The sequence below is a fragment of the Sphingomonas spermidinifaciens genome (assembly GCF_002351485.1).
In the GTDB taxonomy this organism is placed as follows: domain Bacteria; phylum Pseudomonadota; class Alphaproteobacteria; order Sphingomonadales; family Sphingomonadaceae; genus Sphingomonas; species Sphingomonas spermidinifaciens.
In genome coordinates, this window is the sequence record NZ_NWMW01000001.1 from 1,093,175 (window position 1) to 1,105,552 (window position 12,378).

Here is a 12,378-nt window from a genome sequence, read left to right on the forward strand (position 1 = left end):
CGGGGTCAGGTTAAAGGACGGCGCGCTGCCGTGCTCTGGACCCGGCCTGTTCTGCTCCGGGGTGCGGATACGCGCGGGGAGGCAGCTCCCCTCAATCCAGCCGCATCGCCTCATTGGCCAGCACCTCTGCCTCGGCCAGCAGTTCGTCGTCGACGGTGCCCTGCGCCACCCGCTCGCGCCCGATCAGGACGAGGACGGGGACCGCCAGCGGGCTCACCCGCTCCAGATCGACATGCACCATCGTGTCGGCGGCGCGGTCGAGCAGGCCCGCAAGCCGCCCGACATCGGTCATCCGTGCGCGCGCATCCTCCCACGCCGCCTGCAACAGCAGGTGTCCGGGCTCGTATTTGCGCAGCACGTCGTAGATGAGGTCGGTCGAGAAGGTGACCTGCTTGCCCGTCTTCTTCTTGCCCGGATGCTGGCGCTCGACCAGGCCGCCGATCACCGCCACCTCGCGGAACGCGCGCTTGAGCAGCGCCGATCCCTGCACCCAATCAACGAACTCGTGTTCGAGAATGTCGGGCGAAAACAGCGCGGCGGGATCGGTGATCTTCTCCAGCCCGTAGCAGGCGATCGCATAGTCGTTGGACACGAAACCCATCGGCTTGAGGCCGAGCGCCTCCATCCGCCGGGTGATGAGCATGCCGAGCGACTGGTGGGCGTTCCATCCCTCGAAACTGTAAGCGACCATGTAATGCCGCCCCTCGCGCGGGAAGGTCTCGACCAGCAGCTGCTCGGGGTTGGGCAGGATCGAGCGGCGATCCTGCACCTCCAGCCACTCGCGCACATCGTCGGGGAAACGCGGCCACTCGCGCTTGTCGCACAGAAATGAGCGGACGCGGTGGGCGAGGTTGGTGGAGAGCGGCATCCGCGCGCCGACATAGGTGGGGATGCGCGCGGGCTTGGACGTTGCGCGCACGAGCAGGTCGAGCTGGTCGATCCGCTCGACCTCCAGCGCCATCCCGGCGAAGAAGAAGGTGTCGCCCGGCGACAGCGTCGCGGCGAAATATTCCTCGACGGTGCCAAGCGTGCGGCCGTTCTTGAAGCGGACGTTGAGGACGGGCGCATCGACGATGATCCCGGCGTTCAGTCGATGCTGCGTGATGAAGCGCGGATGGCTGACGCGCCAGAGGCCGTCCGCGCCCTTGGTCAGGCGCTTGAACCGATCATAGGCGCGAAGCGCATAGCCGCCATCTGCGATGAACTGGAGCACCCGCTCGAACGTCTCGGCCGTCAGTGCCGAATAGGGGAGCGCCGAGCGCACCTCCGCCAGCATCGCCTCCCCGTCGAACGGTTCGGCACAGGCGCAGGCCATCAGGTGCTGCGCCAGCACGTCGAGCGCGCCGGGGCGGAAGATGTCGGGGTCGAGCTCGCGCGCCTCGACCGCATCGAGCGCAGCGCGCGCCTCCAGATATTCGAAGCGATTGCCCGGGACGAGCACCGCTTCCGACGCCTCATCGAGCCGGTGGTTGGCGCGGCCGATCCGCTGAAGGAGGCGCGACGATCCCTTGGGCGCGCCCATCTGGATCACGCAATCGACATCGCCCCAGTCGACGCCCAGGTCGAGGCTGGCGGTCGCGACCAGCGCACGCAGCCGGCCGTCGGCCATTGCCCCCTCGACCTTGCGCCGCGCCTCGACCGCCAGGCTGCCGTGATGAACGCCCATCGGCAGATTGCCGTCATTGACCTTCCACAGGTCCTGAAAGATCAGCTCGGCGAGGCTGCGGGTGTTGCAGAAGACGATTGTCGTCCGGTGCGCCTCGATCTCTCGCATCACCTGCGGCGCGGCATAGCGGCCCGAATGCCCCGACCAGGGCACGCGATCCTCTGGCAACAGGATCGAGATGTCGGGGTCCGCGCCCTTCTCGCCTTCGACCAGCGCGACCGTATCGATGTCGCCGTCAGGCGCCAGCCACGCGCGATAGCCGTCGGGATCGGCGACCGTCGCCGACAGCGCGACGCGGCGAAGCTCGGGCGCGAACCGCTGGAGCCGGGCGAGACAAAGTGACAGCAGGTCGCCGCGCTTGCCCGTCGCAAAGGCATGGACCTCGTCGATGACGACGGTGCGCAAGCTCGCGAACATGATTGCCGCGTCGGGGTAGCTCAGCAACAGGCTCAGCGACTCCGGCGTGGTCAGCAGGATGTTGGGTGGCTTGGCCCGCTGCCGTGCCTTGCGGTCGCTCGGCGTATCGCCGGTCCGCGCCTCGACGGTGATATCGACCCCCATCTCCTCGATCGGGGTCAGGAGGTTGCGGCGCACATCGACCGCCAGCGCCTTCAAGGGCGAGATGTAGAGCGTGTGCAGCCCTTCGCGCGGAGCCTCGATCAGCTCGGTCAACGTCGGCAGGAAGCCGGCCAGCGTCTTGCCCGCCCCCGTCGTCGCGACGAGCAGCGCGTGCCGTCCGGCGCGCGCGGAATCAAGCATGCCCAACTGATGCTGCCGCGGGCGCCAGCCGCGCGCGGCGAACCAGTCCTCGATCATCGGAGGCAGTGGCGGGGTCACGCCAGCCAGGGTATCCGCTCGTCGGCCTGGCCTGCCAGCTCGAATTTGCGCCGCTGCCGCGATTCGAGCGCGAGGTTGAACAGCGGCGTCGATGCGCGCTGGAACGCGCCGGGGGTCATGCCGGTAAAGTGGCGGAACTCGCGCACCTGATGCGACTGGTCGTAGAAGCGCAACGCCGCCAGCATCTCCTCGTCGGGCACCGCGAGCCCGCGCACGGTCGCCGCCATGTCGAGGAAGCGCGCGCGGCGAAGCACCATCTTGGGGCTCATCCCGAAACTCGCTTGCACCCGCCGGTCGAGCGTGCGCGGCGTCACCGCGATCTCGCGCGCCAGATCGGCGACCGAGCGGGTCGGATCGACATGGATGCGCCGGTCGAACCGTTCAGCCACGGCATCCACCTCGCCGCTGCCCAGCCGAATCCAGTCGCGCACCGCCGCGTTGAGCGCGGCGAAGGTCGGGCCATGCGACCAGGGATCGGCGCCGGCCTGATCCAGCCGGTCGCCCACCGGCCCCACCAGCCGCCTGACCCGATCGGCCAGGTCACGGTGGTCGATCCCCGTCAGGCTGCGCCACGCCCCCGGCAGGATCGCGAAGCCGCACATCGCGAACGGTCCTCGCACCCGGCAGCGAAACGGCCGCGACTGCGCGCCGAACAGGATCGGCCCCGCATAGTCGCGCCACTCACCCCCCTCCAGCGCCTGCCATTCGCCCGTCAGCAAGATTCGGATGAAACCGGTTTCACTGACGATGAAGTCCTCGATCACGCCATCTTCGGGCTGATCGACGATGGTGATGAAGAGGCGAGCGATATGTCGCCCGAGATCTTCGTCCGGCGGCCGGTTGACCGACACCGGATGCCCCCGTTTGGTAATCCCGGTGCGCGCAACAAGAACATCATTCATGGCTGCGCGCTATCGAGTGGTAATGCGATGCGCAACCTACAGTCTTCAGCGTTCCTCGCGGGCGATGTCTTCGGCATTCTGTTCGTCATACAGTCGCCGCGTCGCCGCTTCGGTCCGCTCGACCTCGTGACGACTGGCGCCGCGATTGCGTAACATCGCCCACGCAATGATGCCGGCAAGGATGATTGGGCCGACGATCACAACCACGCCCCAGATTCCGCTTTCGTCGAAGAACATTCACTTGCTCCGTCTTTCCGGACAACTGGCAACGCGCGGCCGGACGCATTCGATCCGCTTGCGTCCGCTGCCCGCCCGCCCCATGTCCGCGCGATGCCCGCACCCGGCCGATGGATCGATCCCCGCCCCGAAGGCATCTACGTCCCCGCGGCAGACGCCTGGATCGACCCCTCGACTCCCAAGCCGCGCGCGCTCGTCACCCATGGCCATGCCGACCATGCCCGCGGCGGGCATGGCGAGGTGTGGGCAACGCCCGAGACGCTGGCGATCATGGCCGCGCGGTACGGGCCGCAGAACGGCGTGCCGGTGGCTTATGGCGACCGCGTGACGATGGGGCCGGTTGAGGTGGGGTTCGTCCCCGCGGGCCATGTCCTGGGCTCCGCGCAGATCGTCCTCGACCATGGCGGCGAGCGCGTCGTCGTATCGGGCGACTACAAGCGCCGCCCCGATCCCACCTGCGCCGCGTTCGAGCCGGTGCCGTGCGACGTGTTCGTGACCGAGGCGACGTTCGGCCTGCCCGTCTTCCGCCATCCCGAGACCAGCGAGGAACTGTCGAAGATCGATGCGGCACTCCTCGCCGAACCCGATCGCTGCGTCCTGGTCGGGGCCTATGCGCTGGGCAAGGCGCAGCGGGTCATCCGCGAGCTTCGCGACATGGGGCATGGTCATCCCATCTATCTGCACGGCGCGCTGCAGAAGCTGTGCGACCTCTATGTCGAGCACGGTGTCGACCTTGGCGATCTTCGCCCCGCAATGGACGCATCAAAGGACGAGCTGCGCGGCCGCGTCGTCATGGCACCCCCCTCGGCGCTGGGCGATCGCTGGTCGCGGCGGCTGCCCGATCCGATCACCGCGATGGCGAGCGGGTGGATGCGCGTCCGGCAGCGCGCGCGCCAGCGGCAGGTCGAGCTGCCGATCATCCTCTCTGATCATGCCGACTGGGACGAGCTGACCGCGACGATCCGCGAACTCGCCCCGCGTGAAGTATGGGTCACGCACGGGCGCGAGGATGCGCTGGTCCACTGGTGTGCGCTCCACCAGATCAAGGCACGCGCGCTCGATCTGGTGGGATTCGAGGACGAGGACGATTGAGCGAGCAGGCTTCCTTCCTGGCAAGGGGCGAAGGAAGTAGCGCCAGAAACCTTGTTGCCCTCGCTTCGCCGCCCGCCTAGCCTCCGCCCTGAAATCAGGAGGTTCGCTTGGCCCTTTCGTTCCGTCTTCTGCTGTCTGCCGCCCTCGCCCTACCCCTCGCAGCCGGCGCCTCCGCGCAGCAGGCCGTCCCCGCCGCCAGCGCGGCCGAGGCGGAGGATGCGAAGCTCAACCAGTTCCTCGACGCCGCATTCGACGCCTCGATCGCCCTCAGCCCCGAGCAGACCACCTCGCTCGGCGGCAAGGCGAATTACGACAGGCTCGACGACTATACCGGCGCGACGGCCGAGAAGCGGCTGCAGATGGCCGAGGCGACGCTAGCTGAGATGAAGCGCCGGTTCGACCCTGCGAAACTCGGGGCCCAGGGCAAGCTCAGCTATCGCCTGTTTGAGTTCCAGGTCGCCAACCAGCGCCGCCAACATCAGTGGCGAGACTACAGCTTCCCCGTTTCGACCAACGGCAGCCCTGCGGGCGACATCCCCGTCTTCCTCCTCAACCAGCACAAGGTCGGCAGCGTTACCGAGGCCGAGGCGTATATCGCCCGCATCCGCGAGACCGAGCGGGTGATGCGCGAGGTCGTCGCCCGGATGCGCGCGCAGGCGGCCAAGGGCATCGTGCCGCCGCAGATGGTCTTCGCCCCCGCGCGCAACGACGCGAAGAAGATCCTCGTCGGCGCGCCCTTCACTGCCGGCCCCGATAGCACGGTGATGGCCGATTTCGCCAAGAAGGTCGCTGCGCTCGACGCGCCGCCTGCGACGAAGGAGAAGCTCCTCGCCGATGCGCGCAACGCGCTGACCGGCCCGTTCAAGACGGGCTACGACACCCTCTTCGCCGCGCTCGACGAGATCGAGGGCAAGGCCAAGGGCAACAACGGCGCATGGAGCCTGCCAAATGGCGACGCCTATTATGCCGCCCGCCTGTTCAACTTCACGACGACCGACCTGACCGCCGACCAGATCCACCAGCTCGGGCTGCGTCAAGTCGCCAGCATCCGCGCCGAGATGGATGCGATCCGCAAGCAGACCGGCTTCAAGGGCGACCTCAAGGCCTTTTTCGCCTTCATCCGGGACGACCCGCGCTTCAAGTACGAGAATAGCGAGGCAGGCAAGGAAGCGTACCTCGCCGATGCGCGCGCAGTGATCGCGGAAGTGATGGGCAAGGCGCCGCAATATTTCAGCGTGCTACCCAAGGCCCCGCTGGAAGTCCGCGCGGTCGAGAAATGGCGCGAAGCGACGGCGTCGACGGCATTCTACAACCGCCCCGCCCCCGACGGGTCGCGGCCGGGCATCTATTACGTCAACCTCGCCGACATGGGCCAGGTGCAGAAGGTCCAGAACCTCGGCATTTCGGTGCACGAGGGTGCGCCCGGCCACCATTTCCAGATCGCCCGCGCGCAGGAGCTGACCGGCCTGCCCAAGTTCCGGAAACTGGGCGGCTACAGCGCCTATACCGAGGGCTGGGGCCTCTATACCGAGCGGCTGGCCGACGAGATGGGCATTTACAAGGATCCCTATCAGCGGTTCGGAATGCTTTCGCTCCAGATGTGGCGCGCGATCCGGCTGGTCGTCGATACCGGCATGCATTCGAAGCGCTGGACACGCGAACAGGCGCAGCAATATTTCCGCGACAACAGCTCGCTGTCTGAAATCGACCTCAAGCGCGAGGTCGACCGCTACATCAACAATCCCGGCCAGGCGACGAGCTACATGGTCGGGCAATTGAAGATCGCCGAACTGCGCGATCGGGCCAAGAAGGCGCTGGGGCCGAAGTTCGACATTCGCGAGTTCCACGAGGCGGTGCTGGCGAACGGCATGATGCCGCTCGCCGAGCTCGAGCAAGTGGTAGACGGGTACATCGCGGCGAAGCGGGGCTGAACTTCGTCACCACAGACTTGATCCGTAGTTCCGCCTCTTCCCTTCTTCAGGCAGAAGGGAAGAGGCGGGATGCGGATCAGATCCGGGACGATGTTCGTGGGTCGGGCGAGCGCCCGCCCCACCCCTTGAAAGCGGCCCCAGCCCAGCCTTCGCCAGAGTAGGGCGGTTACGAGATCGCGTTCTCCGCACTCTGGACGATCGCCTCCAGCCGCGCCACAGCCCGCGCCGCCGCGTCGCGCACTGTCTCGTCCTCGTCCCACAGCAGCGCCGTCACTGCCGGCAGCAGCGACACGTCTCCGCCGTTCCCCGCCGCGATCAGCGCGTTGCGCACCATCCGCGCCCGCCCGATCCGCTTGATCGGCGAGCCGGCGAACACCTGCCGGAACCCCGCATCGTCGAGCGCCAGCAGCTCGGCGAGCGACGGCGTCACCAGCTCGGCGCGCGGCCAGAACGCGCGGTTAGCCGCTGCTGCTGCCGCGAACTTGTTCCAGGGGCAGACGGCGAGGCAGTCGTCGCAGCCATAGATGCGGTTGCCCATCGCGTCGGCAATGTCGCCCGGCACCGGACCGGCATGCTCGATCGTCCAGTAGGAGATGCACCGCCGCGCATCGAGCCGATAGGGCGAGGGGAACGCATCGGTGGGGCAAGCGCGCTGGCAGGCGTCGCACGACCCGCAGCGATCGCGCCCCGCCCCGTCGCCGTGAAGCTCCAACGTCGTGTAGATCGCACCGAGGAACAGCCAGCTGCCATGCTCGCGGCTGACGAGATTGGTGTGCTTGCCCTGCCATCCGAGCCCCGCCGCCTCGGCCAGCGGCTTTTCCATCACCGGCGCGGTATCGACAAAGACCTTGAGGTCGCCCCCCGCCTCCCCGACCAGCCAGCGGCCGAGCGCCTTCAGCGCCTTCTTCACGACGTCGTGATAGTCGGCCCCCTGCGCATAGACCGAGATGCGCCCGCGGTCGCCCACGCCCTCCAGCGCCAGCGGATCGACCGCGGGGGCATAGCTCATGCCGAGCGCGATCACGCTGCGAACCTCGGGCCATAGCCCGGCGGGGCTGGCCCGCTGGTCGGCGCGGCCCTCCATCCAGATCATGCTGCCGTGAAACCCGTCAGCCAACCACGCGCGCAACCGCTCGCCCGCCCGCGGCGCGGCATCGGCGCGCGCGAAACCGCATGCGGCGAAGCCGAGCTCGGCCGCCTTGTCGCGGATACGGTCCTCAATCGACTTGTGCATCGCCACGCCCGCCCGCTACCAGTTTCGGCGGCGTCGCGCGAATGGCGTGTGGCCGCCGGGGGAATGAGTGTTGCAGGCACCCGAACTCGCGCTGGAGGCGCATGGGCTGGTCAAGCTCTTCGGCGACCGGCGGGTCGTCGACGGCATCGACATCGCCGTGCCGGCGGGTAGCATCTATGGAGTGCTCGGGCCCAACGGCGCGGGCAAGACGACGACGCTACGCATGCTGCTCGGCATCCTTGAACCCGATGAGGGGCATCGCACGCTCCTCGGCCATGCCCGCCCGCGCGAGGCGAGCGACCGCGTCGGCTATCTGCCCGAGGAGCGCGGCCTCTACCCCGGCATGAAGGCGCGGGAAGCCATCGCCTTCATGGGCGCACTCAGGGGGCTCGACTGGCGCACGGGACGAAAGCGGGCCGAGGCGATGCTGGAAAAAGCGGGCCTGGGTCATGCGATCGACGAAAAGATCCGCAAGCTGTCGAAGGGCATGGCGCAGCTTGTCCAACTGCTCGGTTCGGTCGTGCACGAGCCCGATTTCATCGTGCTGGACGAACCCTTTTCCGGCCTCGACCCCGTCAACCAGAACCGGCTCGAGGCGCTGATCCATGCGCAGCGCGACCGCGGCGCGACGATCCTGTTCTCGACCCACGTGATGGCGCATGCCGAGCGGCTCTGCGATCGCCTGACGATCATCGCGCGCGGGCAAGCGCGGTTCGAGGGGACCGTCGCCGACGCGCGCGCAACCCTGCCCTACCGCGCGCATTATGTGCCGCATTTCCCGAGCGAGAGCCTCCCCGCGCTGCTGCCCGCCGATGCGGTGCGCGAGGGCGACGGGTGGCGCTTCGTCGTGCCCGACGAGGGAATCGAGCCCCTGCTCTCGCGCCTGATCGCTGCGGGCCACGGCATTTCGGGCCTGTCGATCGAGCGGCCGAGCCTCCACGACGTGTTCGTCCGCATCGTCGGCCCCGAAGCGCTCGAGGAGGTGCCGGCATGAGCAATGCCCGCCGCCTCCTTCGCCAGACGCTGACGATCGCGCGCCGTGACTTCACCGCGACGGTGTTCACGCCGACCTTCCTCCTGTTCCTTTTTGCGCCCTTCCTGTTCATGGGACTGTCGGCGGCGATCGGCGGCATGGGGGCGGCGAGCATCGCCGAGCGCGGCGAGCGGTCGCTGCGCATCGTCGCGCTGGTCGCGCCCGTCGATCGCGAGGGCGTGCTCGCCGCCGACCGCAATCTACGCGCGATCTTTCGCGGCCGCGATGCGCCCCCGGCGCTCGAGCTGCGCAGCGGCATGGGCGACGGGGCGTCCGCCGCACGACGCGAGCTCGACCGCCGCGATGCACAGGTGACGGCGGTGCTCTATGGTACGCTCGACCGGCCGACGATCGTCCATGCGCCGATCGGCACGCGATCGGCCGCCTATCTCGCCGCGCTCGCCGACCAGACGCTGCGCCTGCGGGAAACGGGGGCTGCCCCGCGCAGCACCGCCCGCCTGGTCGAGGTGAAGCGCGCCCGCGCAGCGCCGGTGGGCCGCGACGAGGGCAGTTTCTTCGCGGTGTTCGCGCTCTTCTTCCTCACCCTGCTGCTCGCGGGCCAGGTCGTCTCCTCAATGGCGGAGGAACGGTCGAACAAGGTGATCGAGGTGCTGGCCGCCGCGGTCCCGCTCGAATCGGTGTTCCTCGGCAAGCTGATCGGCATGTTCGGCGTCGCCCTCACCTTCGTCGCATTCTGGGGCACGATCGCCGCCAATGTCGCGAGCGTGCTGCCCGGCAATGTCGGGGCCACGCTGTCGGCACTGACGCCGGCGATCGGTGGGCCGGCCTTCGCGGCGCTGTTCGTGGCGTATTTCACGATGGCGTACTTGCTGCTCGGCGCCGTCTTTCTCGGCGTAGGCGCACAGGCGGCGACCCCGCGCGAAATCCAGATGCTGTCGCTGCCGATCACCATCTTCCAGGTGGCGATGTTCGGCCTTGCCAGTGCCGCGGCGGCGAACCCCGGCGGCTGGATCTCGACGGCGGCGGCGGTGTTCCCGTTCAGCTCGCCCTTCGCGATGGCCGGCCGGGCGGCGAGCGAGCCGACGCTATGGCCGCATGCACTGGCGCTCGGCTGGCAGCTTGCCTGGGTGGCGTTGACCGTCACGATCGGCGCGCGCGCCTTTCGCCGCGGCGTGCTCCAGTCGGCGGGACCGAAGCTTCGCTGGTTCCGGCGCGCCGATCCGGTGGGCTGACGGGCTAGGCCGCGATCGCGCCGTCGCCGGTACAGGCGTCGCGCTCGGCGGCGACGGCGGCGGGGCGGGCGCGGCCCATCGTCCAGTTGCCCTGCATCCGCACCTTGGGATTGGGCGCACACCAGATCTCGCCATTGGCATCGAGCGCCGTCACCCAGATAAGGTTGTGCTCCGGGCCGTAGTCGATGACCGCAAAGGCGAGGCCGGGGCCGCGTTCGAGCACATGAACGGGGATCGGCGGATCGAGCTGCTGGAATGACATGGGTTATCCTCCGTGCGCCAAGCGCCCAAGGCCATGTTGCGGTTCCGCGTACTCTCCCCACATAATGTTGATGTCGATCAGCGCCCCCGACCGCCGCGGCTTCCTGTCGAGCGCCGCGCTCGCCGTGCTCGCCACTGCCTGCGGCTCGCCGCCCTCGCGCGCGGCCGAGCGTTTCCCCTTCAGCCTGACCGAGGCCGAGTGGCGCAAGCGCCTGTCGCCCGCGGCCTATGGCGTGCTGCGCGAGGGAGATACCGAGCGGCCCTACAGCTCGCCGCTCAACAAGGAGAAGCGCAGGGGCCTCTTCCTATGCGCCGGCTGCGACCTGCCGCTGTTCCTCTCCTCGACCAAGTTCGAGAGCGGCACCGGCTGGCCAAGCTTCTATGCCGCCCGCGACAATGCCGTGATCGAGCGGGCGGACAATACGCTGGGGATGCGGCGGACCGAAATCCTGTGTCGCCGCTGTGGCGGGCATCTGGGCCATGTGTTCGACGACGGGCCGCCGCCGACGGGGCTGCGATATTGCATGAACGGCGTGGCGCTGAAGTTCCGCCCCGCCTGAACGCTGATCAGTCGGCGATCACCACCGCGCTATCGACCGCGGCGGGCGCCGCGCTGGCGATCGTCACTTGCGGCAGCTCACGCTCGGGCGCGCCATCGGCGTAGATGAATCCGTGTGCCGGGTTGCTGCTGGTGCCGAGGCCACCGATCGGGCCGTACCACACGCGCACCTCCGTCCAGTCGTTGCCCGGCGACACGTCGATCGCCCGGACATCGGTTTCGATCGCACCGCGGCGCGACCAGTTGGCGTGGGTGAGCAGTACCTCGCGATTGCTGACGATTTGCGAGACCATCGCGACATGGCCCATCGGCATCCGGCGGCTCGACGCCATCGCCAGCACCGCGCCGACCTTCGGCGTGTTGCCGCGGTTATAACGGCCCGCGGCCTGACCCCACCAGGTATTGGCGTTGCCGTGGATCTGGATGCCCGAGATCTTACGGGCATAGGGGGCGCACTGCCAGAACTGCGCGAATGCAGGCGTGGCCGTCATCAGACAACACGCCACCATCGCGGCGAAACGCGCCGCCAGACCATTCGACTTCATGGAACCCCCAAGCCCCGTTCTTGCCCGAGCCGGGGTAAAGCAGGCGAGACGGCGCGCGGGAAGGGCTGGAACCTGTCGATCCGATGAACGGTGGAGCGCGAGCGGTCAATTGAGGAACTGCCGTCGAACTGACTTGGCAACTGCCTGAATATCGCGCGCCGATCGCGCGAATCTGCGTACTTTGGGGTCAGGCGCGCAAATCGTCGCAACCCGTGTTGCATCGCACCACGATCCATGATCCTCTGCATGAACCGGAGCCGACCAAGTGGTTAAGGGGTGCGTTAACCATATGGTCCTACGGTAGGGCGTGCATGATGCGGGATGGGTGACAAAGCCATGGGTGCGCGAATGAAGCCGGCCGAAGGGGCCATGACGCTTTCGGAAATGAAGGAATTTGCCGGGTTCGCCGCGGCGACGCAGCGTTACGTCCGCCGGTCGCTCGACATCGGCCTCGACCGTGACGACGCCTTGTCGCGCTGGTCGCGCGACGTAGTCGAGGCCGCGAGCATCCGGGCGCAGGCGCGAATGTACGACCGGCTGCCCGAATTGCGCGCGATGGTGCCCGACGACAACGGGCTTGACGCGGTCGAGCCGTTCATGGCGCCGCTCGTCACCGTCTCGGCCTTCGACCTTGGCCAGGGGCGGCTCACCAGCTTCTCGGCCTATCGCTTTCTCTACGAGCGGCTGATCGGGGCGGAAGTGCGGCCCTGGCTGCCCGCGGCCTTCTGTTCGGCCGCCGCGCTGCCGACGCTGCACCCCGATTTGCGCCGACGGCTGCTCCAGTCGATCAGCGAGGCGGCGGCGACCGCCTCTGGCTGGTCGTCGCGCCAGCCGAGCTTCTACCCGGCCTGGGTCGAAAAGGTCGACACGACGGCGCTGCCCAACTGA

Annotated in this window: 12 protein-coding genes; 6 read left to right on the forward strand and 6 right to left on the reverse strand. The window is 68.2% G+C overall.

Translation table 11 applies throughout. The features are described 5' to 3' along the window. Window positions 1-91: 91 nt before the first annotated feature. From COC42_RS05120 to COC42_RS05130, 3 genes are read right to left on the reverse strand one after another with little or no spacing between them, the layout of a single operon-like run. Window positions 92-2,482, reverse strand: coding sequence for a ligase-associated DNA damage response DEXH box helicase (locus COC42_RS05120; RefSeq protein ID WP_096342138.1), 2,391 nt, complete (start codon window positions 2,480-2,482; stop codon window positions 92-94). 17 nt (window positions 2,483-2,499) lie between these two features. Continuing rightward, window positions 2,500-3,405 carry a helix-turn-helix domain-containing protein gene (locus COC42_RS05125; protein ID WP_096342139.1) on the reverse strand — a complete coding sequence of 302 codons (906 nt, stop codon included), beginning with the start codon at window positions 3,403-3,405 and terminating at the stop codon, window positions 2,500-2,502. 45 nt (window positions 3,406-3,450) lie between these two features. After that, window positions 3,451-3,642, reverse strand: a complete 192-nt coding sequence (locus COC42_RS05130; protein ID WP_096342140.1) for a hypothetical protein — start codon at window positions 3,640-3,642, stop codon at window positions 3,451-3,453. A gap of 93 nt (window positions 3,643-3,735) precedes the next feature. Between COC42_RS05130 and COC42_RS05135 the strand changes: the two genes are divergently transcribed. Continuing rightward, window positions 3,736-4,734, forward strand: coding sequence for a ligase-associated DNA damage response exonuclease (locus tag COC42_RS05135; protein ID WP_096342141.1), 999 nt, complete (start codon window positions 3,736-3,738; stop codon window positions 4,732-4,734). A gap of 107 nt (window positions 4,735-4,841) precedes the next feature. Continuing rightward, window positions 4,842-6,665 (forward strand): DUF885 domain-containing protein, encoded by a 1,824-nt coding sequence (locus COC42_RS05140; protein WP_096342142.1) that lies wholly within the window; start codon window positions 4,842-4,844, stop codon window positions 6,663-6,665. Window positions 6,666-6,831: 166 nt separating this feature from the next. Here the strand turns inward: COC42_RS05140 and queG are convergent, their stop codons facing one another. Then, a complete protein-coding gene (queG, locus tag COC42_RS05145) occupies window positions 6,832-7,899 on the reverse strand; it encodes a tRNA epoxyqueuosine(34) reductase QueG (RefSeq protein ID WP_096343107.1) in 1,068 nt (355 codons plus the stop codon). A 70-nt stretch (window positions 7,900-7,969) separates the two neighbouring features. Here queG and COC42_RS05150 point away from each other — a divergent pair, with 70 nt between their 5' ends. Both COC42_RS05150 and COC42_RS05155 read left to right on the forward strand, forming a co-directional pair. Beyond that, window positions 7,970-8,893 (forward strand): ABC transporter ATP-binding protein, encoded by a 924-nt coding sequence (locus COC42_RS05150; protein ID WP_245843858.1) that lies wholly within the window; start codon window positions 7,970-7,972, stop codon window positions 8,891-8,893. Then, window positions 8,890-10,125: an ABC transporter permease gene (locus tag COC42_RS05155; protein ID WP_096342144.1), complete on the forward strand. Its 1,236-nt coding sequence runs from the start codon at window positions 8,890-8,892 to the stop codon at window positions 10,123-10,125. Before COC42_RS05150 ends, COC42_RS05155 begins: the two co-directional genes overlap by 4 nt. Window positions 10,126-10,129: 4 nt before the next feature. On the opposite strand, the gene COC42_RS05160 is transcribed toward COC42_RS05155, so the two are convergent. After that, window positions 10,130-10,387, reverse strand: coding sequence for a hypothetical protein (locus tag COC42_RS05160; RefSeq protein WP_096342145.1), 258 nt, complete (start codon window positions 10,385-10,387; stop codon window positions 10,130-10,132). Window positions 10,388-10,457: 70 nt separating this feature from the next. Here COC42_RS05160 and msrB point away from each other — a divergent pair, with 70 nt between their 5' ends. After that, on the forward strand, window positions 10,458-10,946 hold the full coding sequence (gene msrB, locus COC42_RS05165) for a peptide-methionine (R)-S-oxide reductase MsrB (RefSeq protein WP_096343108.1): 489 nt from the start codon (window positions 10,458-10,460) through the stop codon (window positions 10,944-10,946). Window positions 10,947-10,953: 7 nt separating this feature from the next. On the opposite strand, the gene COC42_RS05170 is transcribed toward msrB, so the two are convergent. After that, entirely contained in the window at window positions 10,954-11,490 is a 537-nt protein-coding gene (locus COC42_RS05170) for a CHAP domain-containing protein (protein WP_096342146.1), read from the reverse strand. Window positions 11,491-11,826: 336 nt separating this feature from the next. Between COC42_RS05170 and COC42_RS05175 the strand changes: the two genes are divergently transcribed. Then, a complete protein-coding gene (locus COC42_RS05175) occupies window positions 11,827-12,378 on the forward strand; it encodes a hypothetical protein (RefSeq protein WP_096342147.1) in 552 nt (183 codons plus the stop codon).

What these genes read in the sequence shown, in the direction of transcription:
- COC42_RS05120 (WP_096342138.1), bottom strand. Translation starts at nt 2,482, where the DNA reads ATGATCGAGGACTGGTTCGCCGCGCGCGGCTGGCGCCCGCGGCAGCAT.
- COC42_RS05130 (WP_096342140.1), bottom strand. Translation starts at nt 3,642, where the DNA reads ATGTTCTTCGACGAAAGCGGAATCTGGGGCGTGGTTGTGATCGTCGGC.
- msrB (WP_096343108.1), top strand. Translation starts at nt 10,458, where the DNA reads ATGTCGATCAGCGCCCCCGACCGCCGCGGCTTCCTGTCGAGCGCCGCG.
- COC42_RS05170 (WP_096342146.1), bottom strand. Translation starts at nt 11,490, where the DNA reads ATGAAGTCGAATGGTCTGGCGGCGCGTTTCGCCGCGATGGTGGCGTGT.
- COC42_RS05160 (WP_096342145.1), bottom strand. Translation starts at nt 10,387, where the DNA reads ATGTCATTCCAGCAGCTCGATCCGCCGATCCCCGTTCATGTGCTCGAA.
- queG (WP_096343107.1), bottom strand. Translation starts at nt 7,899, where the DNA reads ATGCACAAGTCGATTGAGGACCGTATCCGCGACAAGGCGGCCGAGCTC.
- COC42_RS05135 (WP_096342141.1), top strand. Translation starts at nt 3,736, where the DNA reads ATGCCCGCACCCGGCCGATGGATCGATCCCCGCCCCGAAGGCATCTAC.
- COC42_RS05125 (WP_096342139.1), bottom strand. Translation starts at nt 3,405, where the DNA reads ATGAATGATGTTCTTGTTGCGCGCACCGGGATTACCAAACGGGGGCAT.
- COC42_RS05175 (WP_096342147.1), top strand. Translation starts at nt 11,827, where the DNA reads ATGGGTGCGCGAATGAAGCCGGCCGAAGGGGCCATGACGCTTTCGGAA.
- COC42_RS05155 (WP_096342144.1), top strand. Translation starts at nt 8,890, where the DNA reads ATGAGCAATGCCCGCCGCCTCCTTCGCCAGACGCTGACGATCGCGCGC.